The sequence below is a fragment of the Clostridium puniceum genome (genome assembly GCF_002006345.1).
GTDB classification, from domain to species: Bacteria; Bacillota; Clostridia; order Clostridiales; family Clostridiaceae; genus Clostridium; species Clostridium puniceum.
The window spans coordinates 16954-40563 of the sequence record NZ_LZZM01000182.1; the positions used below are offsets into that span (position 1 = coordinate 16954).

General features: G+C 27.8%; 19 protein-coding genes. 3 read left to right on the plus strand and 16 right to left on the minus strand.

Features of this window, described 5'->3' with window-relative positions; translation table 11 throughout:
• The first annotated feature begins 242 nt into the window (after positions 1-242).
• Positions 243-1805, plus strand: a complete 1563-nt coding sequence (locus tag CLPUN_RS15695; RefSeq protein WP_077848195.1) for a response regulator transcription factor — start codon at positions 243-245, stop codon at positions 1803-1805.
• Positions 1806-1823: 18 nt separating this feature from the next.
• Positions 1824-3614 carry a sensor histidine kinase gene (locus CLPUN_RS15700; RefSeq protein WP_077848196.1) on the plus strand — a complete coding sequence of 597 codons (1791 nt, stop codon included), beginning with the start codon at positions 1824-1826 and terminating at the stop codon, positions 3612-3614.
• A 280-nt stretch (positions 3615-3894) separates the two neighbouring features.
• Here the strand turns inward: CLPUN_RS15700 and CLPUN_RS15705 are convergent, their stop codons facing one another.
• The 6 genes from CLPUN_RS15705 to treP form a co-directional block, all read right to left on the minus strand.
• Positions 3895-5967, minus strand: coding sequence for a beta-galactosidase (locus CLPUN_RS15705; protein WP_077848197.1), 2073 nt, complete (start codon positions 5965-5967; stop codon positions 3895-3897).
• A 51-nt stretch (positions 5968-6018) separates the two neighbouring features.
• Positions 6019-6852, minus strand: coding sequence for a carbohydrate ABC transporter permease (locus tag CLPUN_RS15710; protein ID WP_077848198.1), 834 nt, complete (start codon positions 6850-6852; stop codon positions 6019-6021).
• Positions 6845-7738 carry a carbohydrate ABC transporter permease gene (locus tag CLPUN_RS15715; RefSeq protein WP_077848199.1) on the minus strand — a complete coding sequence of 298 codons (894 nt, stop codon included), beginning with the start codon at positions 7736-7738 and terminating at the stop codon, positions 6845-6847. Before CLPUN_RS15715 ends, CLPUN_RS15710 begins: the two co-directional genes overlap by 8 nt.
• A gap of 103 nt (positions 7739-7841) precedes the next feature.
• Positions 7842-9152, minus strand: coding sequence for an ABC transporter substrate-binding protein (locus tag CLPUN_RS15720; RefSeq protein ID WP_077848200.1), 1311 nt, complete (start codon positions 9150-9152; stop codon positions 7842-7844).
• Between the two features lie 318 nt (positions 9153-9470).
• Entirely contained in the window at positions 9471-11135 is a 1665-nt protein-coding gene (gene treC, locus CLPUN_RS15725; protein WP_077848201.1) for an alpha,alpha-phosphotrehalase, read from the minus strand.
• Between the two features lie 23 nt (positions 11136-11158).
• Positions 11159-12568, minus strand: a complete 1410-nt coding sequence (gene treP, locus CLPUN_RS15730; RefSeq protein ID WP_077848202.1) for a PTS system trehalose-specific EIIBC component — start codon at positions 12566-12568, stop codon at positions 11159-11161.
• Between the two features lie 730 nt (positions 12569-13298).
• Between treP and CLPUN_RS15735 the strand changes: the two genes are divergently transcribed.
• Positions 13299-14027, plus strand: a complete 729-nt coding sequence (locus CLPUN_RS15735; RefSeq protein ID WP_242954154.1) for a UTRA domain-containing protein — start codon at positions 13299-13301, stop codon at positions 14025-14027.
• Positions 14028-14176: 149 nt separating this feature from the next.
• Here the strand turns inward: CLPUN_RS15735 and CLPUN_RS15740 are convergent, their stop codons facing one another.
• From CLPUN_RS15740 to CLPUN_RS15785, 10 genes are all read right to left on the minus strand, one after another.
• Positions 14177-15184, minus strand: coding sequence for a LacI family DNA-binding transcriptional regulator (locus CLPUN_RS15740; RefSeq protein ID WP_077848204.1), 1008 nt, complete (start codon positions 15182-15184; stop codon positions 14177-14179).
• 597 nt (positions 15185-15781) lie between these two features.
• On the minus strand, positions 15782-16417 hold the full coding sequence (locus CLPUN_RS15745; RefSeq protein WP_077848205.1) for a hypothetical protein: 636 nt from the start codon (positions 16415-16417) through the stop codon (positions 15782-15784).
• 285 nt (positions 16418-16702) lie between these two features.
• Positions 16703-17830: a cobalt-precorrin 5A hydrolase gene (locus tag CLPUN_RS15750; protein ID WP_198944351.1), complete on the minus strand. Its 1128-nt coding sequence runs from the start codon at positions 17828-17830 to the stop codon at positions 16703-16705.
• A gap of 53 nt (positions 17831-17883) precedes the next feature.
• The gene (gene cobM, locus CLPUN_RS15755; RefSeq protein ID WP_077848207.1) at positions 17884-18642 is read right to left on the minus strand and encodes a precorrin-4 C(11)-methyltransferase; all 759 of its coding nucleotides are present in this window, start codon (positions 18640-18642) and stop codon (positions 17884-17886) included.
• A gap of 118 nt (positions 18643-18760) precedes the next feature.
• Entirely contained in the window at positions 18761-19426 is a 666-nt protein-coding gene (locus CLPUN_RS15760; protein ID WP_077848208.1) for a cobalt-factor II C(20)-methyltransferase, read from the minus strand.
• Positions 19427-19636: 210 nt separating this feature from the next.
• Positions 19637-20209: a precorrin-6Y C5,15-methyltransferase (decarboxylating) subunit CbiT gene (cbiT, locus tag CLPUN_RS15765; RefSeq protein WP_077848209.1), complete on the minus strand. Its 573-nt coding sequence runs from the start codon at positions 20207-20209 to the stop codon at positions 19637-19639.
• Positions 20210-20257: 48 nt separating this feature from the next.
• Positions 20258-20890, minus strand: a complete 633-nt coding sequence (cbiE, locus tag CLPUN_RS15770; protein ID WP_077848210.1) for a precorrin-6y C5,15-methyltransferase (decarboxylating) subunit CbiE — start codon at positions 20888-20890, stop codon at positions 20258-20260.
• 114 nt (positions 20891-21004) lie between these two features.
• A complete protein-coding gene (gene cbiD, locus CLPUN_RS15775) occupies positions 21005-22240 on the minus strand; it encodes a cobalt-precorrin-5B (C(1))-methyltransferase CbiD (protein ID WP_077848211.1) in 1236 nt (411 codons plus the stop codon).
• A 117-nt stretch (positions 22241-22357) separates the two neighbouring features.
• A complete protein-coding gene (locus CLPUN_RS15780) occupies positions 22358-23194 on the minus strand; it encodes a pentapeptide repeat-containing protein (RefSeq protein ID WP_077848212.1) in 837 nt (278 codons plus the stop codon).
• A 65-nt stretch (positions 23195-23259) separates the two neighbouring features.
• Positions 23260-23595 (minus strand): 3-oxoacyl-[acyl-carrier-protein] synthase III C-terminal domain-containing protein, encoded by a 336-nt coding sequence (locus CLPUN_RS15785; RefSeq protein ID WP_242954155.1) that lies wholly within the window; start codon positions 23593-23595, stop codon positions 23260-23262.
• Positions 23596-23610 lie beyond the last annotated feature (15 nt).

Below are 23610 nucleotides of genomic sequence, written 5' to 3' on the forward strand. Positions count from 1 at the left end.
AAGACAATATTGATATGTAATATTAGACAGAAAATTTATTTCTATTTTAATAACTTAACTTATATAAATATTAAATAAAATTTATATTTATATTTTATTATACTTTTAGTAAAAATTCAATATATTTTTACTAAACTTTACTAAAATCTTCTGTTCAATGTTTGAAAACCTTTCATTTATAGGGTATAATTAATATTAATATATTTTTTCTTATGATAAATTTAGAATAGAGGTGCTAATTATTGAATGAATATACTAAAATTTTAGTTGTTGATGATGAATTTATTATGCGACAAGGAATAACCCATATGATTGCTTGGGAACAAGAAGGCTTTCAAATTATAGGGCAAGCTTCAAATGGGCAAGAAGCTCTTGAAATGATTAAAAATAATACTCCTGATATTATAATTTCAGATGTTGTAATGCCACAACTAGACGGAATTGAATTAGCTAAGTCTATACAAGCTAATTATCCTCAAATACAAATTATAATTTTAAGTAGCTTTAGTGATTTTGAATATGTAAAGTCCTCCTTTCAGAATGGTGCTGTTGATTATATTTTAAAACCATCCTTAAATCCATCAGAAATGCTTAAAACATTAAAAAAGCTTTCAAGTAAAATTAAAAATAATATTCAAACTAACGATAACATTGCAAATATAAATATAAATAATTTACTAAATAGATTTCTTCTTGGCTTTGATGCTAATATTAATTTTGATTATTTAAATAGTATATTTACTTATCCATGTTTTTGTTTGTTTGGTTTAAATGCTAAAAAAATATATGATAGTTATGATAAACGTAATGAAATTATTAAATTTATTATTACTGAAATTAATAACGAATTTCCCACTAGTCAAAATTATAATATTCAAATAGCTAATATTGAAAACGAAAACATTGTTATAGTTTTAAATTTTGAGAATAATAATTATAATACTTTACTAAATAAATTAACTAATGTTTCTGAAATAGTTTCCAATAGTTTTAAAGAAGCTTTTTTTGTTTTAAGTAAAACCTTTGACTCTATTGACAATATTAAAGATATATACGAAAAAGATTTTTTAATATTAACTCAACAATATTTTTATAATAAAAATGTACATTTGTTTTGTAGTGAAAATTTTAAAATTCCTTCTACAATAGATAAATTTAATTTTAAACGTTTTACTGAGTATATTTCTATAATGCAATTTCAAAATGGTTTTGAAATGCTAACAGACCATATTTCAAGATCAATTACTACTAGAACTCTCACAGAATTCGAATTAAAAACTTTAATTCAAAATTCTTTTTATAATGTAATTTCTTCTTTAGAGTATTTAAACTTTGATTCAAGTATATTAAATTCCTTAAAACAAGATTGCTTTCATAAAATTGATAGTATTAAATATGCAGAAGATTTAGTTGTGGCTTATGAATTATTATTAACTCGTATTAACGAAATAATAGATAAATATGAAAATAAAATAAATTCTCATATGATTAATAAAATTATTCAATATATTCATGATCATTATGATGAACAGCTTACATTGGCTGAGGTATCAAAATTATTTAATTTTAACTATTCATACTTATCAGCTTACTTTAGTTCACATAATGACGAAGGCTTTAATGAATTTCTTAATAAAATTAGAATCCAAAAATCTTGTGATTTTTTAAAACAGGATATTCCTATTTCTGATATTAGCAGCATGGTAGGATATTCAGATCACAGTTACTTTTGTAAAGTATTCAAAAAGTTCACAGGCCTAACTCCAAGTAACTTTAGGAAAAATGGTATTAGGCCCCTTAATTAAAGAAAGGATTATATAATTATGTTCAAATTATCAAAACCTCTTCACTCTACAACCTTATTTTTTAGAGTTGCGTCCATTGTTCTTGTAAGTGTTATATTAGTATCAATTTCTATAAGTACTATTACAATAAAAATTTCCAAAGACACACTTGTTGATACTTTTAGTAAATCAAACTACAAGGTTTTAACTCAAATTGCCAACAATTTAATTGATTTAAATGACAGAATTATTAATATTATGAATGCAATAGATAATATTCCAGATTTTCAAAGATATTTTTCAGAAAAAGATTTGAGTCCACAAACTAACTATAAAACTATGTATAATATGGTTACAAATTTAAATAAAATGGTTCCAAAAAGAGAATTTGATGATATTACCGTTCTCGCTGTTGGGCTTAATGGTAATAGTTATATCCATCAAAGCATCGACCGCCTTATCCCAAATACCTTTGATCTCTTAAATAATGATATTACAAAAAATGCCTTAACAAATAAAAACTTAATTTCATACCAATATTTAGATCATGGTTTTACAAATTTTACAAAGCATTCCAGTACGCTTGTAACTATAAAAGTTTTATGCGATAAACTTACAAAAGAGCCCTATGGATTTGTTTATGTACTTATTAAACAAAATACCCTAAATAAATATTATGATTATTTTGTAGGAAACGGTAACAATATTGCTATTATAGCTAATGATGGAATCATTGTTTCTTCAAATATTGCTGCAAAAATAGGTACTAAAAATTCTGATTTATTTAATATATCAAATAATATTTTAAATAACAATCTTAAATACATTAATACAAAATTAGATTCAATTGATGTTGTTATATTAGCAAAGTACTTACCAACTTATAAGTTTAATATAGTAGGAACTATTGATAAAAATATAGTTTTAAATGAAATATACAACTCTTCAGAAATTATGAACACCAGTATACTAATAGCATTTATATTTATGATTATTACATTTTTTATAATACAAAGAACAACAAAACCAATTTCAACCCTCGCTAAAATTATGCCTAAAATAATTAATGGTGACTTTAATAATCACATACCAATCAAAGGAAGTTATGAGGTTCGTGAATTATCTTCTGCATTTAACTATATGTTAGATGGATTAAACAATTATGTTCATGCTCAAATAAAAATGCAAAAAGAAAAAAGAAAAGCTGAAATACATGCACTGCAAATGCAAATTAATCCTCATTTCATTTATAACACTTTATCATCAATAAAGTGGTTAATTTGGCAAGGGCAAATAGAAAAATCAACCGAAACTATTGATGCATTTATATCCTTGCTTCAAAATACAATTAGCAATAAAAATGAAATGATAACTATATTAGAGGAAATAAATAACCTAAAAAATTACGTTTTAATAAATCATATTCGTTATGGTGATAATATTAATGTGAATTTTTTTGTAATGCCAAATTGTGAAGATTATATAATCCCTAAACTGATACTTCAACCCTTTATCGAAAACGCATTTTTTCACGGTTTTAATGATAAATCTAATGGTTCCATACATGTATTTATAAATGAACAAAATAATAATTTAGTTTGCGAAATTATTGATAATGGAATCGGTATAACAAATGAAGATATTAGGAAAATTCTTAGAAAATCCCCTGGAAAGTATGATCATTTTACAAGTATTGGTATTAATAATGTTAACGATAGAATTAAACTTCTTTATGGTGATGAATATAGTGTAACCATTACAAGTGAATTAAATAAAGGTACAAATGTAAGAGTGGTAATTCCTGCTCAAAAAGAATTCTTTGAAAATTAAATATACACATTAAAAAAAGTGCATTAGCACAACCAAGATCTTAATTTGGCAGAATTAATAATTTTTGTACTTAATTTTTATAACTTCCACATTTAAAAGAATCACTATAAATCAAAACGATTTATAGTGATTTTTATATTTCAATTATGATTATGAGCAATTTAATTTTCATACTTTTAACAATAGATATACTTTAAGAAATAATCTGAATCTTAAATAGTTACAATAGCTTATTAGATTTCAAAATTTATAATTCAAAGTACAACTTATATAAATAATTCTATTGTTTTAATATTTTTAGTCCATATTTATTTAAGCAAATTTCTTTACTTACTTTTTCACCTGAAAGCATATCTACATATTCTTCTTTGCCAAGTGATACCGTCTTTTCTTCTTCAGTAAAATTCATTATGAATGTATATTTATTCTCTAAGTTACTACGCATTTGTGCTGTAACTCCTTGAGGTAATTTTCCATCTATAACACTCTTAATATCTAAATCTTTGACAATATTTAAATAAAAATCATTATTAAAATCTTCCCCTGTTCTTGCCGCTATATAATAAGATTTTCCTTTTCCACACTTATTTACAGTTACTGCTGGCATGTTAGCATAAAAATCATTTTTATACACCGCAAGAACTTCTGCTGTTTCTACATGAATCAAGTCACAGTAATCTTTAACTTCATAAGTTCCTTTTAGGTTTTCTATATTATTAGAGGTAAATTCCAAATAATTAGCTTCATTGTCATATAGTGAATCTGTTTCTTCTGTCCAAATTCCTGTCACTTCTCGAAGTGGTCCTGGGAATCCCCCTAAGAAGCAAAGGTCATTTTCATCAACAATCCCACTAAAATAAGTAGTTACAAAATTTCCACCTTTTTTCACGAATTCAGTAATTCTCTCAGCTACATTTGGTCGAACCATATAAAGCATTGGTGCTACTACTAAATCATATTTTGAAATATCACAGTCCATATTAATTACATCTACTGATATTCCATTTTCCCAGAATACTTTATAAGCTTCCTGACAGGTTTCTTCATATCTTTTTCTATATTTCTTTAAACCTTGCAGATCATCTAATGCCCATTTGTTTTCAACATCATATATTATTGCTACTTTTGACTCTGCAGTAGAACCTTGAATTTCCTGTAATTTATTTAAGGCTGATCCTACTTCTGATACTTCTTTAAATACTCTAGTATTTTCGTGACCACAATGGTCTACTACAGCACCATGGAATTTTTCAGAAGCACCTCTTCCTTTTCTCCATTGGAAATATAAAACTGAATCAGCTCCATGAGCTAACCCTTGCATTGATGATAGGAAATGCATTCCTGGACGTTTTAACTTATTAGTATCATGCCAGTTTACAAGGCTAGGTGTACTTTCCATAACTAAAAACGATTGTCCACCTTTTAGCGATCTATATATATCATGTACAAAGCCTACATTAGCTGCTAAATCAGCAGTACCTTCAAAATCATTATGCCATGCAGGATAATTGTCCCAAGATGCTATATCTACTTCTTTAGCAAATTTCCAATAATCAAGGCCTGTAAATAATCCCATATGAGGATAATTCCCCATAAAATTAGCTGTTACAGGTACACTAGGTGTAATTTCTCTTATTGGTACTATTTCATTTTTATAGAAATCTATTGTTTGATCTGTAACAAATCTATTCCAATCAAGATTATGTCCATGAACATATACTTCACCTTTTTCAGATGGACTTTCTATTTGAGACCAGCTATTAAATTTATGACTCCAAAAGCCTGTCCACCATGCTTCATTTAATTTTTCTAAATCATTATCATATTTTTTCTTAAGATAATTTCTAAATGCATCTTGGCAAAGTTCACAGTGACATTCACCACCATATTCATTTGAAATATGCCACATTATTAATGATGGATGATTCTTATATCTTTCTGCTAAAAGTTTATTTATTTCATAAGTCTTTTTTCTATATACTGGCGAAGTAAAACAATGATTATGTCTTTGCCCATGAAGATTTTTACTTCTATCCTTATTTACTCTTAAAACTTCTGGATATTTTTCAGACATCCATGCTGGTCTTGCTCCACTCGGAGTAGCTAAAATTACATGAATATTATTTTCAGCCATATCATCCATGATTTTATCTAACCATTCAAAGGTATAATTACCTTCCTCCGGTTCTATTGCACTCCATCCAAATATGTTTATCGAAACACAATTACAATTTGCTAGCTTTAAAAGACGAACATCTTCTTTTAAAACTTCTGGATACTTTAGCCATTGGTCTGGATTATAATCCCCTCCATGTAAAAGTTCCCTTACTTTAGTTGGAAATTCCTTATTCATAAGCTCTTCCTCCAATTTAAACCTTATATCTTTATTTAATCTATAACAATATTATTTTATTGAACCAGTCATTCCTGCAACAAAGTGCTTTTGCATTACAAAAAATACGAATGCAGTTGGTAAAGTCGTAATTACTATAGCCATCATAATTAATCCATAATCAGGTGAATAACTTGATGCTAGTTTTGAAATTATAAGTAGAACTGTTTTCTTTTCTGGTGATTGTAATGCAATTAATGGCCATAAATAAGCATTCCATGCACTCATAAATGTAATAATTGCTGCTGCTGCATAAGTTGTTTTCATAGTTGGGAAAAATATTTTTAAGAATATTCCTATTTCACCTAAACCATCAATTCTTGCTGCTTCTAAAATTTCCTTAGGAAATGCTTTTGTATTTTGTCTAAAGAAGAAAATTAAAAATGCAGTACAAACACTAGGCAAAACCACAACCCATAATGTATTTACTCCCATAAAACCTAATGGTGTACCTTTTATTGCTGAAAAGAATTTAAATAATGGGATCATTAATGCCGAAAATGGAATCATCATAGATAAAAGTAAAATTGAAAACACTCTGTCTCTAGCTTTTGTTCTAAATATTTCAAATCCATAGCCCGCTACAGATGATACAAGTAATGCAAGTACAGTAGTTATAATTGCGATTTTTGCTGAATTACCTAATGAAGTAACAAACCCTAATTCAGGCTTTAATAGATTGTTAAAATTTTCCATAAAACTACTTCCTGGAAGTAACTTACCTTTTGTAACATCAATAGATTTATTTGTGGCACTAATAACCATCCAAAAGAATGGGAATATTGAAACAAAAGATGCTAGACTTAAAAATATATATTTAATTGTTAGATTTAACTTATTAGTCATTTTTGTCGCCTCCTATTTTAAATTGAATTATGGCTAATATTACTACCATAATAACAATAAGATAAGCTACTGCTGTTGCATACCCAAAATCTGGTGTGTATGTAAAGCATAAATCATATATATATTTTGAAATGGTAGTTGTCGCATTTGCAGGACCACCTTTTGTGATATTTGCAACTTCATCAAATAATTGTAGTGTACCAATTGTTGAAGTAATTGATGTAAATAAAATTATAGGTTTTAATAATGGTATTGTTATAGATGTAAATTTCTTAAATGGAGATGCGCCATCAATATCAGCAGCTTCATAAATTGAATAATCAATATTTTGTAATCCTGATAAATAGAATATCATATTATAGCCTGTCCATCTCCAAGTAATTGCTATAATTATTAATATTTTGGCCCAAAACGGATGTGTAACCCACTCAATTGGAACTGAAATCATATGAAGACTCATAAGTAATCTATTTACTAAACCATCTGATGCAAATATACTCTTAATAATAACTGAATATCCAACTAAAGATGCTACACAAGGTAAAAAAATTGCCGTTCTAAAAAATCCACTAAATTTTAATTTTTTATCATTAAGAACTGAAGAAATAATAAGTGCTAAAATAATCATTATTGGAACTTGAACTATTAGATAAATAAAAGTGTTTCCAATTGCCTTAATCAAAGTTGCATCGGAGAACATTCTTATATAATTTTCTAAACCACTAAACTTTAAATTATTCCCTTTACCTGACTGTAGTGACATTATTAAAGATTGTATCATAGGATAAAATACAAATAATCCTATTAAAAACGTACCTAATGACACAAAAATCCATCCCCATAAGTTTTCCTTGCTATTAATCCCCGCACGGTTTGTACGCTTCATTTTGTCAACTCCTTTAGGATTATAAAGACTATTTGCTAAATATCTATTTAAAATTTTAACAAATAGTCTTTATAAAGTTCTATTTTTTATTATAGTTATTTTACTATTTACTTACTGCAGCTTCTGCTTGAGCTTGTGTTTTCTTAAGTGTAGCATCTACATCTGCTCCACCAACAATAGCTTGCATTCCTTCTGCCATAACATTTTCTAATTGATATGTGTAAAGACCATAATTTACAGCTGGAACTTTTGTAGTCCAGTCTGCCATATTTTTAAATACTTCTTGATCTCCATAGAATTTTATAGGTTTACTATAGTTTTCGCTTGTGCTTGCTGATTTTAATGTACTTACTAAACCAATTGCTGGTACTAAATCATTCATTAATTTATCATCTGATGCAAAAGTGCTAGCTAAGAAATCTGCTGCCAAGTCAGAATTGCCAACTTTGTCCAATACATACCAGCTACTACCACCACTATTAGATGAATTTACTGATTTTGCATTTGCACCTAATCTTGGAATAGCTGCTACTGCCCATTTACCACTTTGATCTTCTGATTTTTGTATTGAAGAAGAAATCCAACAACCACTTGCTACAGTTGCTACATCACCTTTTTGGAATGCTGCTAAGAATGAATCCCATCCAGAAACTTGCTTTGTAATACCTGCATCAACCATTTGTTTGTAGATGCTAATAGCTTGTTTTAATGCTTCATTACCTTCAATATTTACTGTCTTACCATCTTCTTTTACATACCAAGAACCTGCTGATTGCATCATGATTCTAAGTTGATTTAAATCACTTGGATCAATAGTAAGCATTGCTTTTCCAGTTTTATCTTTTACAGCTTTACCTATTTCAATATATTTTTCCCAAGTAAGGTTTTGCATATCTTCCTTTTTATATCCTGCTTGTTCAACTAAATCTGTTCTATAAAATAATGCTGCTACACCACTATCGAATGGTACTCCATAGAATTTACTTCCTTCTGACATAACATTTAATTTATAATCTGCAAATTTAGTTTTATCTACTTTACTACTTAAATCTTTCATCTCGCCTGGATAAGATTGTAAATAGTTTTGAATTCTATAATCTTCTATTAATACAACATTAGGTAACCCATCATATGTACCTGATGAAAGACTTGTATTTAATTTTTGTACTACATCCTCTTGAGCCATACTTACTACATCAATCGTTACATCTGGATGATCTTTTAAGTATTTTTCCTTAGCCATATTTGCAGCTTTAATATTAAAAGTATCATCCCAAGCCCAAATAGTAATTTTTTTGTCATCTTTACCTTTGCTTGTTGATGATGTATTGTTACTTGATGATGAACCACACGCCATTAAACTAACTGCCATCATACCAGTTACAACTACTGCCATAATTTTTTTAAGTTTCATAAATTATTCCCCCTATAAAATTTAGTTTATACATTTGTAAAATTAATATATTTACCATGTATCTGTTTACATTATAACATCCGCATTCTTGTAAACGTTATTATTATCTTGGTGTCAATTTGTAATAATTTTATTACTTATAAAAAACAATTAGAATTTTTTTTAGTTTTTTGTATTTTTTTTAGCTTTTATAATAATCTGATTTAAAACTGTTTAAATGCCCCCTTCATTTAAACAGTTTCATTACTTTAACTGTCTACTTAAAGGGAGCATATTATTAATCAAGCATATACTTCTCAATTTCTTGAATCTATAATATTAAGTTTCTATGTAATATACTATGGATTCAAATGGTCTCAACGTTAAGTTTTTATCTAAAACACTACTATCTTTATAATTAGATATTAATATTTTATTTTTTGATTTGTTATTTAGATATTCATCTAGCAACTCCAATTTAACTTCTTTATTAAAGAAATTATTTAGTACAATTAAGGTTATGTTATCTAAATTTCTTACATATGATAATACATTCTCATGTTCTTCTAAAATAAATTTTATGTTTCCATTTGAAATTACTTCATAATCTTTTCTTAATTGTATTAACTTTTGATAATGATAAAAAATAGAATCTTTATTGTATAATGCTTTTTCAGCATTTATTCTTTTATATTCCTTACTAATAGGTATCCATGGTGTACCTTTTGTAAAGCCAGCATTTTCTTTATCATTCCATTGAACTGGAGTTCTAGAATTATCTCTGGATTTTTCTTTTAAAATCTCCAATATTTCTGCTTCTGCTTTTCCTTGCTCCATTAGGATATTATAGTAATTTATAGATTCTACATCTCTATACTTTTCTATAGTATCAAAATATGGATTTGTCATTCCAAATTCTTCACCTTGAAAGATATATGGAGTTCCCCTCATCATATGAATTGTTGTTGCAAGCATTTTAGCACTTTCCTTTAAATACTCTTTATCCTCACCAAATCTAGATACTACTCTAGGCTGATCATGATTGCACCAAAACAAAGCATTCCACCCATTTCCATCTTGAATATCTTCTTGCCATACTTTAAATAATTCTTTTAACTGTTTAAAATCAAAATCCATTACCGTCCATTTATTGCCTTTGTAGTAATCTACTTTTAAGTGATGAAAATTAAATACCATTGATAATTCTTTTTCTTTTGGATTAGAATATTGTATGCAATTTTCAACAGTGGTTGATGACATTTCACCAACAGTCATAATGTTCTTATACTTTCCATATGTGTTTTCATTAAGCTCTCTAATGTATTCATGAATCTTTGACCCATCTGTATAAAATCCTCTACCATCACCATCTAAGTCATCTTCAAAATTTTCAGGTTTTGATATTAAGTTTATAACATCAAACCTTAATCCTTTAACTCCTTTTTCTAACCAATAGTTAACTATATTATAAATTTCTTTTCTTACTTCTTTATTATCCCAATTTAAATCAGCTTGTGTTCTATCAAAAAGATGTAGATAATATTCATTAAACGCTTCTACATATTCCCAAGCATTCCCCCCAAATTTTGATTGCCAATTTGTAGGCGGTTCATTATTTATTGATTCTTTAAATATATAAAAATCTTTATACTTGGTTTCTTCATTTAGTGCTCTTTTAAACCAATTATGCTCAGTTGATGTATGGTTAAGCACCATATCTAACATTATATAGATATTTCTTGCTTTAGCTTCTTTAACTAACTTTTTAAAATCTTCTAAAGTCCCAAAGCTTGGATCTATATTATAATAATCAGAAATATCATACCCATTATCTACTTGTGGTGAAGGATAAAAGGGAGTAAGCCATATATAATCTATTCCTAAAGTTTTTAAATAATCTAGTTTTTCTATTACTCCATTTAAATCTCCAATTCCATCACCATTTGTATCATAAAATGATTTAGGATATATTTGATAGACAGTACTTTTCTTAAAATCCTTCATAATGTTTTATCCTTTCATTCCTCCTATTTAATACCTTTTTTCTTCCCTACAATTACAGTAAGAACAAATGGTATAACTATAACTACAACCATACATACTGCAAACATAGCCATAAATGCAGGCTTAATTGATAGTATGCCCGGAAGACCTCCAACACCAATTGAGTTTGCCATTACTCCACTGCCTACTGAAATTACCCCAGCAACTGCTGAGCCTGCCATTCCACAGAAAAACGGGAAGCTATATTTTAAATTAACACCAAACATGGCTGGTTCCGTTACTCCAAGATAAGCTGAAATGCACGCTGGTACATTAATTTCTTGAGCTTCTTCATTTTTTCTTTGTAAATATATCATTGCGAGTACTGCTGAACCTTGCGCAATATTAGATAAAGCTATCATTGGCCAAAGTGATGTTCCATTAAATTGTGCCATTAATTGAAGGTCTATTGCATTTGTCATATGGTGAAGTCCTGTAATAACTAGTGGTGCATATAAGAATCCAAAAATTGCTGCAAAAACTGCTCCAAGTGATGATGTAAGTCCTCCATATACTGCCTTTGAAATTACTGAACCAATTGCCCAACCTATAGGTCCTATTACAATATGTGCTACCAAAACAGCTGGTACTAGTGCAAAGAATGGTACAACTATCATTGATATTGAAGATGGACTTATCTTTCTTGCGCCTCTTTCAAGGAATACTAATGTAAACCCTGCCATTATTGCTGGTATAACTTGAGCTTGATATCCTATCATTTTTATTTGTGAAAATCCAAAATCCCAAAAAGGAATTTTATCTGCACCTGCTACGGCATAAGCGTTTAAAAGCTGTGGTGAAACTAATGTAATACCTAATACTATACCAAGAATTTGTGTTGTCCCCATTTTCTTTGTTATTGACCATGTTATTCCTACAGGTAAGAAGTGGAATATTGCCTCTCCAATTAACCATAAAAAACTATTTGTCCCAGCCCAGAATTGAGAAACTTCAACTAGGGATTTTGTTCCACCTTCTAACAACTTCATGTCTCCAATAATATTTCTAAACCCTAAAATTAATCCCCCAACAATGATAGCCGGAATAAGTGGAGAGAATATTTCTGCTATATTAGCCATAAGCTTTTGCATAAAAGTCATATTGTTCTTAGCTACATCTTTTACTTCATCTTTGCTTACACCATCTAAGCCTGAAATTTTTATAAAATCATTGTAAAAATCTGATACTTCGTTTCCGATAACAACTTGGAATTGACCAGCTTGTGTAAATGTGCCCTTAACACTTTTTAATTTTTCAATTTCATTCTTCTCAGCCTTGCTTGGATCATTTAATACAAATCTCATTCTAGTAACGCAATGCGTAACAGCCGATATATTTTCACGCCCGCCAACGTACTTTAATAGTTCCTTTGCATCATTTTCAAATTTACCCATTAATAAAACCTCCTGAATTTTATCTTAGGCACATGAAAGAAAATAACAATTCCAAATTTGCCATGAATATTTTTCATCAATCAAGGAAGCAGATTACCCTCATAGCGGGTCTATTATGGCAATCTGCTAACGCAGTATGATGGAAAATATACTGGCGGATTGACTTGTTATTTTTTTGATAGTGCCTTAATACTTTGATGAATAATTTCTTAGATTATGATACAGATCTGTTTTAATTATTAATTTAATAATGCTTTTTACTTAATTTTGAATAAATTTCACATTTAAATGTTTACATAATTATCTTAATTTATTTTGAACATATAGTCAATACTTTTATTAACATTTGTTTAAACAAATTTTAATAAAAGTGCATAAACCCATTAAAATCAATACATTTAAATTAAATATACATTGCAAATATGTTTAAACATATTTGTATAATCATCAAAATTTGTTCATTTTATCGTTTTATGGTTGCTATTTTACTATAAGCACACTTTTTAAACAAAAAAACTATTATAAGGCTTATCTAATAAAAATCACATACATATTTATAGAATAGGTAAAAAAAATAAAGTATAATATATATATTCTGATAAAAATAAAGATTTTAATTACAACTTATATATTGCATAAAAATAATTTTTAATAAAATAAATGACCCAATAAATTAATTTTATTGAAACGTTAAATTTGCACATATATTATTGATTAAAAATTTAAGGGAGTGTTTCTTTTGCCTAGCGTAAAATTTAAAGATATATATCACATACTAAAAAACAATATAGATAATGGTAAATACGATATTTCCATGATGCTTCCTACTGAAATGGAATTAGTTGATAAATTTAACTGCAGTCGAAATACTGTTAGGAGAGCTATAAATGAATTAAGTAAGGATGGCTATGTTAAAAGTGTCAAAGGTAAAGGTGTTATTATATTAGAAAGCAGAGAATCCATAGAACTTCCTATTGGAAACTTATTAGGCTTGCAAGAGCTTCATTTAAAAAAGAAATTTACCACTAGTGTAGTAAATTTTTCAAAAATAACTATAGACGAATCTTTATCTAAAAAAACTGCTTTAAAATTAAATACTGAAGTATATTATCTTCATAGAATAAGATTTTTTGATAATGAACCTATAATTCTAGACATAAATTATTTTAGCACAGACATTGCAAAAGATTTAACCATAGAAATAGCACAAAATTCTATATATGAGTATCTTGAAAAAGAACTTCATACAAAAATTCTTGCTTCAAAAAAAGTTATCGTTGTTGAACATGCAACTGAGTTAGATAAAAGATTTTTAGATTTAGGTACTTATGATTGTGTTGCAGTTGTAAAAACTTATGCATATACTGACTCTGGAAAACTTTTCGAATATACAGAATCTCGTCATAGACCTGATAAATTTGTATTTGTGGAGTCTTCTTCTGTCAGAAAAATTGATTAACTAGTTATTCAAAATCACCAAAAGTACCTATCTAAGCTCGATCATATAAAAAATCTAGTTTAGATAGGTACTTTTGGCGTTTATACCTCTATTTTTTAATTATATATTAGTTATATTTTTTTGAAATGCTGTAATATATTTTTGTAAAATTATATCTTTTTACAGCTTTCTCTTATTTTAAATTCAAATGGTATTATTACCTTCTTATTATATTCTCGATTTCCATTTATATTTTCAATTAGTAAATCAACAGCTGCACTTCCTAGATATTCGCTTGGTATTCTTATTGTTGTTAATGATGGAATCATATACTTTGCACTAGGCTGATCATTAAAACCAACAATGCTTATATCCTTTGGTATACTTAATCCTTTCTCCGATATTGCTTTATATGCTCCAATTGCCATAGTATCATTTCCAACAAAAAGTGCTGTTATTCCATTTTTAGATTTTAATGCTTCTTTAGTAAGATCGTATCCTGCTTTAAAAGTAAATCTTTCTTTACCTTGATATATAAATTGGGGATTATATATACCTTTTTGTTCCATAAATTCTTTGTATTTTATATCTCTTTCATCCACATATGCTTTTTCTTTATATATTTTATCTAACTTTTTCCCACCAATAAAACCAATTTTTCTATGACCTAATTCATATAAATAATTTAATATTTCAATTGTTGATTTCCCTATATCTGCTAATACTGAATCAAATCTATTTTCATTTGGAGAAAAATCTACAAATACTATATTTTCATTTGCACTTGCTAATTTTTCTATTGTAGAAGGTGAAAATCTTCCAATTGCAATTATTCCACTAACAGTTTTAATATCATAAGTATCACTATCTTCATTTAATTTCACTAAATTAAAATTATTTTCATTACATTTTTTTTCAGCTGCTAACCTTATAGATAAATAATATGGATCTCCTAATTCTTCTTCATAATTATACCAATATATGATTCCTATATCTTTTGATTTTTTGTTTTTAGTCTTTTTAGTTTTTGACGATACATATTCAAGTTCATCTGCAATCTTTAAAATTTTTTCTCTTGTCAAATCACTTACATTTAAAGTTTCATCAAAATTTAATACTCTAGAAACTGTAGATATAGAAACTTCTGCTATAGCTGCTATTTCTTTTATAGTTGCCAAACGAAATTCCTCCTCATTTTAAGCCTTAAGAATTTTAAAAATAAATAGTCAGCATTACACTTTAGCTGACCATTTATTTTTAACATATAATTCCAAATCTTTAAAAATATATTTATTAACCTTTAATTTTATATTAATTCTTAATATACATTTTCTAATAAATAAAACTCGTTATATTTAATTAATTTAAAATCTACTTATGTATTATTAATTACATTATATACATATATTATATAATTTTCATATAAAAATCAACATTACAAAGTTTATTTCATTTTTAAGACAACTGACTAATTGATTTTAAGCATAATAAAAGGACCTACTCTTAATAAAGTAGGTCCTTTTGGAGTTGCTATTTTGAAATTACTAATTTAACTAATATATATTGATTTTAAATTTTTAAATGTATTTTAGATAATTAATTGCAAACTCTATTTAAAAGGCATAATAATACAATCTTATGAAAACATTGCCTTTTTGACATAAAACTATTATATAAAATTACAAATTCTTTATTTTTAGTTGAAAATTTCATAATAATTATTCTTTTTTTCCAATATTTTTTAATTATATCATAAAGTCAATAAATCTCAAACATTATCCAATAAAATTACAAAGAAATACATATTGCTTGTTTAATTGTTTTGAATACCATTCTGTTTTTACTAAACTAAGATAACCATCTATAATTTTTTTAACTTGTACATCTTTTGAAAATTGCATTACTAATGGTGCCATTCCAAATATTACTATCGCTGCTATAAGAACTCCTCTTACTAATGGAGTTAACCCAGAAAGTATAATTAAACATAGTCCTGTTATAACCATTAAAGCCATTGAAATATAAGTTGCATAATCTATATTTGCCTTAGTTTTAACTATCCTTTCCTTTAATGTTTCAACTGTCTTTACATCCTTAAAAAATAATTCTAATTTATCCTTGTATAATTCCATAAACTTTTCAAATATAACCCCATATTTTTCTTTAGTGTTTGATTCTGAAATTCTCATACACATTACTAATGGATATTCATACTCTGTTATATTTGTATATACAAATTCATTTTTCTTTTCTAGACTCGGAATTCTAACCATTACCTCTTTCATTTCATTAATAGTTAATTCATAGTTATCATTTACCAATCCAATGTAATCATCCTTAATAATCTCTAATGATTTTGCTATCACCCCATTGGTTGCATGCATACTAACTAGCATATCTAAAATTGTCATAAAATCCCTACTTCCCCCTTATTAATCCTATTTCTCATAATTAAGTTTATAATATATTATCTATACATATTATAACATATTTTTGAAACATCTGTCTTCTGTATTTCATAATAGTCTAATAATAACTCATAAAAACCTTTCTTTAAACAATTTTCCTCTTTGTTTAGCATTTTTTAATCATGTATATATGTTGTAAAAAATAATCTTCACCCAAATGCACAACAGTAACTTAATTTTAATGAATAATTAAATTTGCAGCATATATAAATTATTATTCAACAACTCTTACTTTTTCTTCAATACTCCAATAGCTAAAGTCATACCTTCCTTTTTCACCTTGCTTATAATAACCTCTCCTCCTGCAAGATCTACACTCGGCTCACAAATTCCAGTTACACCTAGAGTCTTTAATACAAACTCACTTCTTTCATATTTATCTTGCACAGTTTTTATTTCTTCTCTAGAAAATGTTTTAAATGGACAATCAAATTTTTCAGCTAATTCAATTATTCCAGCTTCATCTTTTTTCACATCAACAGAAGCTATAGCTACTACTGCTTTTATGTCTAAATTATATTTAATTAAGCTAGTATTAATAAAATCATATAATTTTTCATAAGCAGTATCTCTTCTACAACCTATTCCTAAAATCAAATCCTTTTTTATAAGCCTTAATATTTTAGAATAATTCAGTTCTTCAGCTTTATTTTCTTCAGTTAAACAATCATTATATCTGCTCAAAATAATATTTCTGTTTATCTTAATATTATTTACTTCATTGGAGATAAATTTATTATTAAGATTGAACTTTAAATTATGAGTTATCCAAATACAATTTTCTCTTAATTCTTGTACTATTTCATAACCCTTACCAATTTCAATTTCATTATAATCATCCTTTATTCCAACTGTTTTTTCCTCCACCAAAAGTGAAGCTATATACTTTGCTTTCTTTAAATTCTCTATTATTAAACCATTTTTCTTCGCAAGAACATCTGGAGCAATTATACCTAAATTATCGGTTGCTGTAGTAATTATAGGTTTAACCTTTAAAATTTCTGCTATCTTAATTGTAAGCTCATTTCCTCCGCCCAAATGTCCGCTTAAAATATTTATTGCATATTTACATGCTAAATCAACTACCACAACACCAGGATCTTTATCTTTGCCTTCTAGAAATGGAGCAATTGCTCTTACTGCAATTCCCGTTGATGATATAAAGATAATTCCTTTTGAAGTTTTCATAACTTTTTTTGTAATATCGCTTAAATTAAAATCTTTTTTTAATTTTTCTTCATATTCCTTTATATAAAGTTCTGCTCCCAAGTTTTTTTGAAGTTGTAAAGCTATTTCTTTTCCTTTAGGAGATGGGCAAATTATGCTTATATTATTTTCAAGATCTCCAAATTTCATAAAATTTTCTTCCTCATTTTCAGTTATTCTACATGAAGAATTAACTTTATTCATTAATTTTTATCCTCAGCATCTCTAAACATATGAGAAAAACTTTTATCATATAATAAACTCGTCTCAAAATTGCTATCAATAAAGTCTCCAACTAATATTTGAGCACATTTAGTAATATTATTTTCTTTAACCTTTTCAGCTATATCATCTAAATGCCCCATTATTATTCTTTGATCTTCCCAAGTAGCTCTTTCAACCACAGCTATAGGAACATTTTTCTTATATCCATTTCTTAATTTTTCAACAACTTTATCAATCATTGATATAGATAAAAATATTGCCATGGATGCGCCAATAGATGCTAATCTCTCTAAATCTTCATTTTCTGGTACAGGAGTTCTTCCTTCAATTCTTGTTAAAATAACGGTTTGGGTAACTCCTGGCAAAGTAAATTCTCTATTAATAGCTGCAGCAGCTCCTGTAAAGGAACTAACACCTGGTACAACTTCATAAGGTATGCTTACTCTATCAAGTTCTACCATTTGTTCTCTTATGGCACCATAAATTGATGGATCTCCTGTATGTAATCTAACAACTAATTTACCCATTTGCTCTTCCATTGTCATAATTTCCATTACATCTTCTAGAGTCATGTTGGCAGAATTATAAATTTGAACATCTGATCTGCAATATTCCAAATGTTCCCTAGAAACTAAAGAGCCAGCATATATTACAACATCTGCTCTTTCTAATAAATCACGCCCTCTAACAGTTATTAAATCTGCAGCTCCAGGACCTGCTCCTATAAAATAAATCATATTCAACATCCTTTCTTTTTCACTTAAGAGTTATAGAGATAATTACTCCATAATTTCTATAAATACGTTTTTAAAATATCCCAGAGACTTTCTTCTCAACTCTTAATACTTAACTGTATTAATCTCTACTAGCTATAATCAAAGACATATAATCTCTAAGCCTCAATATTTCATTTCTATCAGTTAAAATTGTTTCTCCTTCTCTTCCAACTCTACTCGCATATACATAATCAAAACCTTTTTCTTCTAAAACATCAAGAACTTCTTCTTCATGTTTATACACCTTCATTATTACAATAAACTTTTCATCTGTTATTTCCCTCACTTTAGTTGCTGGCATAATAACTAATTCTTCATCTCCAACAACTAAAGTTCTATTAACTAAACTTGCAGCTGCACAAAATGATGTTATTCCTGGAATTGTTTGTACTTCAAAGCCACAATCCCTAACATGTTTTAGCATATGACTATATGTACTATAAACATAAGGATCTCCAATTGTCAAAAACGCAACATCCCTACCTTCTCTAAGTCTTGCTTCTATAAATTCATAAGCTTCCAACGCTTTAATAACTCTATCCTTTTTGCCCATCGGAAAATGTTTTACAATTACTTCTGTTCCTGGTTTTATATATTCTCTAGCAGTTTCAAGTGCAATACTTTCTCCACCTTCAATTGCACATGGCGCCACTACAACTTGACACCTTTCTATAGTTCTCACTGCTTTCACTGTTAGAAGTTCTGAGTCTCCTGGTCCTACTCCTATTCCGTATAATGTTGCCATATTTTTAATTCCTTTCTTCCTACGTAACTAATCTATGTTTCTTATTTAATTATCATCTAAACTTAGTTACAATATTATCATATACTATTTTAAATTACTGCTGAAATTCCTACAAGTAATAATATACATATCAGTTAAACCTTGAAATTAATTATAAAAAATGATCTAATAATTAAAACTTTATAAATTATAAATTCAAGGCTTAATACATTAAACTCTAATACATTGAATTATATATATTGGATTGTTAGCTATCATCATTAAAGTATTTTCACGATTTTTACTTATATTAACTAGTGAAATTTCAAATCTATATTGTAAATTTTTAATTACTTCAATTGCTTTATATGCATTATCTAAAGTAATAAAATTCATAACTATTGTTCCATTTTTAATTAAAATAGTATTTACCTTAAGTAATATTTCCTCTAAATTACCACTACTTCCACCAATAAATACTGAATCAAACTTTAATCCTTGCCAAATTAAATTATCTAATACCTTAGTTGCTTCTTTTTTTATTATTTTAACATTATCACATTCAAATTTTCGAACATTACTTTCAGTAATTTCATATGCATCATCATCTTTTTCTATTGCTAAGACCTTCCCACTTTTTGCATTTTTAGCTGCTTGAACTGTAATGCTTCCTGTGCCACTCCCAACATCCAAAATTTTAGAATTATCTTTTAAATTCATCTTAACAATTGAAAGTATTCTTATGTCTTCTTTTGTCATGGGGCAATTTCCTCTAATAAATTCTTCATCTTTTATAATAATCATAAAAGTTCCCTCCTGTGTTTTTATATATAAATTGCATAAATTTGAGTTCTATTTGTTAACCTTATAAACTATAAAAATACTTAATGAACTATAATTTTTATTTATAAAATCCTTTGGTATACCTTCACTTATAATTTCATCTTCATAAGATAAATTTTCTCCAATTGCTACCTTGCATTTGATTTTAGCTTCATACAAAATTTTGCATAAAACAGAAGGATTATTTTCTTTATCTGTAAGCCAGATACTTAATTGATTATTATTAATCTGTTCTAGAAATTCTTCATTTCTTCCATGAAGACTTCCTAAATGTGCATTATTCCATGGAATTTTAAGCTTACAAGTTAAATATTGAAATGAACTAAGTCCTGGTATTACTTCAATTTCTAAAGCAGTTTTACTCTTTATATAATTAGTTATACCATAAAAGGTTGGATCTCCAGAAGCAACAATAGAAATATTTTTATTTATTTGAATTTCCTTATTTCCATTTTCTTTACTCTCTATAAACTTATCAATATCACTTAATTTATTGATGTAAATTTTCTTATTATTAATAAAATCTAATGAATCTATTGCTCTTTTAAAACCTATAATTATATCCGACTTCTTCATAGTTTCTAAAGCTTTTGGCATAATATAATACCTATGCCCAGGTCCAAGTCCTACAATATAAATCATTTTGTCTCCTCCTGTAAATATTAGTTTTCTCTATTAATAATAACTAAAATAAGTGCAAATGTTAACCATTTATATCTTTTTAACACTTACACTTATACAGTATCAAGAATATGACTAATTATTATAAGTAAATCCCTCTGACTTCCAAAGCAAAATAGGTTTTGATGCACCATAATATATAGCTGCATTTATCTCCAATTCTCCATGAATATATTCACTAATCCTTGAAACAATCTTATTTCCAATATTCTCATAAAGTTTAGAATACCCATCTCCAAGCATCTTAACTGCACCTTCACAGGTCTTTTCCTTTAGAACTTTTTCAACAAGTGAAATATTATATCCAAGAAGTGCAAGTTCCAATGCAAGAACTTCAAGCCTTACACCAGTTACCCTACTATGAGTATTAAAACAGCCATAAGCTATTTTACTCATCTTACCTATGTGTCCAACTATAATAATTGATTTAACTTTACAATAAACACAAGTTTCCAGTGCAAATCCTATAAAGTTTGAACATATAACGATTTCCTCTTCTTTAAATCCACACTCTTTAGCATAATTATCACCTATACTCCCAAAAGCTAAAATTAATCTTTCATTATTTAAGGCTTTTTGAGTAATTTCTAATTTTATAGATGCCTTAAGAGATTCCTCTGACATTGGATGAACAATTCCTGTTGTTCCAATAATTGAAATGCCTCCTTCAATTCCAAGCCTTGGATTGAAAGTTTTTTTAGCAATTTCTACTCCTTGTGGCACCGAAATTGTAACTTCTACTTTTTCTCCCTTAGGTAAAACCTTAAGGATTTCTTCTTTTATCATTCTTCTTGGAACAGGATTAATGGCCGGCTCTCCTTTAGACACAAAAAGACCATCCTTTGTAACTGTGCCTACTCCAATACCGCCTTTAAGTATAATACTGTTAAAGTCTTTAAACTCATTAAATTCTTCTGTAGATTTTTTTAAATTACTAATTTTTTTATATGATTTCTGCTGTCCGTCAGTTTTGATTTGTTCTGAAACATCTGTACATTTTCCAATATCTATTGCTATTTCATCTGTAATCCTTCTAACAATTGCCTTTATTTCAATGCCATTTGTAATATCTGGATCATCTCCACCATCTTTTAAAATAGTACATTCTACATAATTCTTAAATTTTACTATAGATTCTATAGGCATTAATATATTAATTCCTTTTGGAGATGCTATTTCTATTTCACTTAAAGTTTCTGCTTTATCAAACAAAAGCATAGTAGCTGCCTTTGCAGCTCCTGCACTACATGAGCCAGTAGTATAACCACATTTTAATCGCTCCCCACCAGTTTCAATATACATTTCAAACATAAATCTCACCTCCAAATTTATTATTTTATCTATATGTTGCAAAAAATAATCTCCATTAAACCTTAGTTATTGTTACTTAATTTTGTTGCAGAGTTAAAATTGCAACATATGTTAAATTTAATTATTAGTCCAATTCATAGGTATAACAATTGATTTTGGAAGTTGTGTATTAATATCACCTTTAGCTGTGTTAATTTGAGCTTGAGTTAAATAAATACTTTTTGAAAGATTTGCCCCACTTAAATCTGCATCTCTCAAATCTGCGCCAATAAGATCTGCAAAACTTAAGTCAACGCCTCTTAAATTAGCTGCAATAAGATATGCTCCACTTAAATTTGCACCTCTAAGATCTTTTTTTCTAAGATCTGCACCAATAAGGTCCAAACCTCCACCAAGGGTTTTCTTACTCTTTAACGAGTTCCTTTGATTATTGTTAACTTTTTTTCTTACAAATTCACTAGTTTGTAAAAGCAATGCATTAACACCTATTCTAACTAGTATCAAATCTAGCTTAGCAAGAGAATCTGCATTTAAGTCAGTTAACTTTTCTATTTCATTTATCTTAATGCTTAACTTATTTTTTGCATCCTTTTCAGCTTGTAGTAAAATAGCTTCTTTCAGATACCAAAGCATTTCATAAAGCTGTTTCATAATGATAAACATATCGAACATTTGGTTTGCAGAATCTGGATTCTGCTTCCAATCACGTCCATCGTAAGCTTGAGCAACCTTTTGTCCAGCACCAAGGCAATCATAAGCAATACAGCCCTTAAGTCCTTTTTTCTTCAAATTTTTATGAACACTACATCGAAAATCGTCCTGTAAGTTTACACAAGGCTTCCCAGCATCTTTATTAACCGGAAATCCATCATTAGCTGAAAAGTAAAGTGCAACGCAGCATAATCCAAAACACTTATCGCAGTCAGCTTGTAAATTATAAGTACTCACATCCATTCATCTCACATTCGCAAAATATTTATTACAACCTATGTTTTTATAATATTAAAGTATTTAATTTATTACCATTTAAGCAACACTGCTCCTGAAGAAAGTCCTGCTCCAAATGCTACAAATAAAATGACGTCACCTCTATGTATAAGCTTCTTTTCTAAAGCTTCATGTAATGCAATTGGAATAGTTGCTGCTTGGGTATTTGATGCTTTATCTATATTAACATATATTTTATTTTCATCCATATTCATTTTTTTAGCTGCTGCTTTTAAAATTCTTAAGTTTGCTTGATGTGGAATGATTAGTTTAATATCATCCACTGCAATATTAGCTTTATCTACAACCATATTTACTGCTTCTGTAAATGCTTTTGTGGCAAATCTCATTACACTTTTACCACTCATTACAACTTTTGTATT

What these genes read in the sequence shown, in the direction of transcription:
- cbiD (WP_077848211.1), bottom strand. Translation starts at nt 22,240, where the DNA reads ATGTTTGAAATGTATATTGAAACTGGTGGGGAGCGATTAAAATGTGGT.
- CLPUN_RS15745 (WP_077848205.1), bottom strand. Translation starts at nt 16,417, where the DNA reads ATGACAATTTTAGATATGCTAGTTAGTATGCATGCAACCAATGGGGTG.
- treC (WP_077848201.1), bottom strand. Translation starts at nt 11,135, where the DNA reads ATGAAGGATTTTAAGAAAAGTACTGTCTATCAAATATATCCTAAATCA.
- treP (WP_077848202.1), bottom strand. Translation starts at nt 12,568, where the DNA reads ATGGGTAAATTTGAAAATGATGCAAAGGAACTATTAAAGTACGTTGGC.
- CLPUN_RS15710 (WP_077848198.1), bottom strand. Translation starts at nt 6,852, where the DNA reads ATGACTAATAAGTTAAATCTAACAATTAAATATATATTTTTAAGTCTA.
- CLPUN_RS15715 (WP_077848199.1), bottom strand. Translation starts at nt 7,738, where the DNA reads ATGAAGCGTACAAACCGTGCGGGGATTAATAGCAAGGAAAACTTATGG.
- CLPUN_RS15780 (WP_077848212.1), bottom strand. Translation starts at nt 23,194, where the DNA reads ATGGATGTGAGTACTTATAATTTACAAGCTGACTGCGATAAGTGTTTT.
- cbiT (WP_077848209.1), bottom strand. Translation starts at nt 20,209, where the DNA reads ATGATTATTATAAAAGATGAAGAATTTATTAGAGGAAATTGCCCCATG.
- CLPUN_RS15705 (WP_077848197.1), bottom strand. Translation starts at nt 5,967, where the DNA reads ATGAATAAGGAATTTCCAACTAAAGTAAGGGAACTTTTACATGGAGGG.
- cbiE (WP_077848210.1), bottom strand. Translation starts at nt 20,890, where the DNA reads ATGATTTATATTGTAGGACTTGGACCTGGGCATAGGTATTATATTATG.
- CLPUN_RS15785 (WP_242954155.1), bottom strand. Translation starts at nt 23,595, where the DNA reads ATGAGTGGTAAAAGTGTAATGAGATTTGCCACAAAAGCATTTACAGAA.
- cobM (WP_077848207.1), bottom strand. Translation starts at nt 18,642, where the DNA reads ATGATTTATTTTATAGGAGCAGGTCCTGGAGCTGCAGATTTAATAACT.
- CLPUN_RS15760 (WP_077848208.1), bottom strand. Translation starts at nt 19,426, where the DNA reads ATGGCAACATTATACGGAATAGGAGTAGGACCAGGAGACTCAGAACTT.
- CLPUN_RS15720 (WP_077848200.1), bottom strand. Translation starts at nt 9,152, where the DNA reads ATGAAACTTAAAAAAATTATGGCAGTAGTTGTAACTGGTATGATGGCA.
- CLPUN_RS15700 (WP_077848196.1), top strand. Translation starts at nt 1,824, where the DNA reads ATGTTCAAATTATCAAAACCTCTTCACTCTACAACCTTATTTTTTAGA.
- CLPUN_RS15750 (WP_198944351.1), bottom strand. Translation starts at nt 17,830, where the DNA reads ATGAAATTTGGAGATCTTGAAAATAATATAAGCATAATTTGCCCATCT.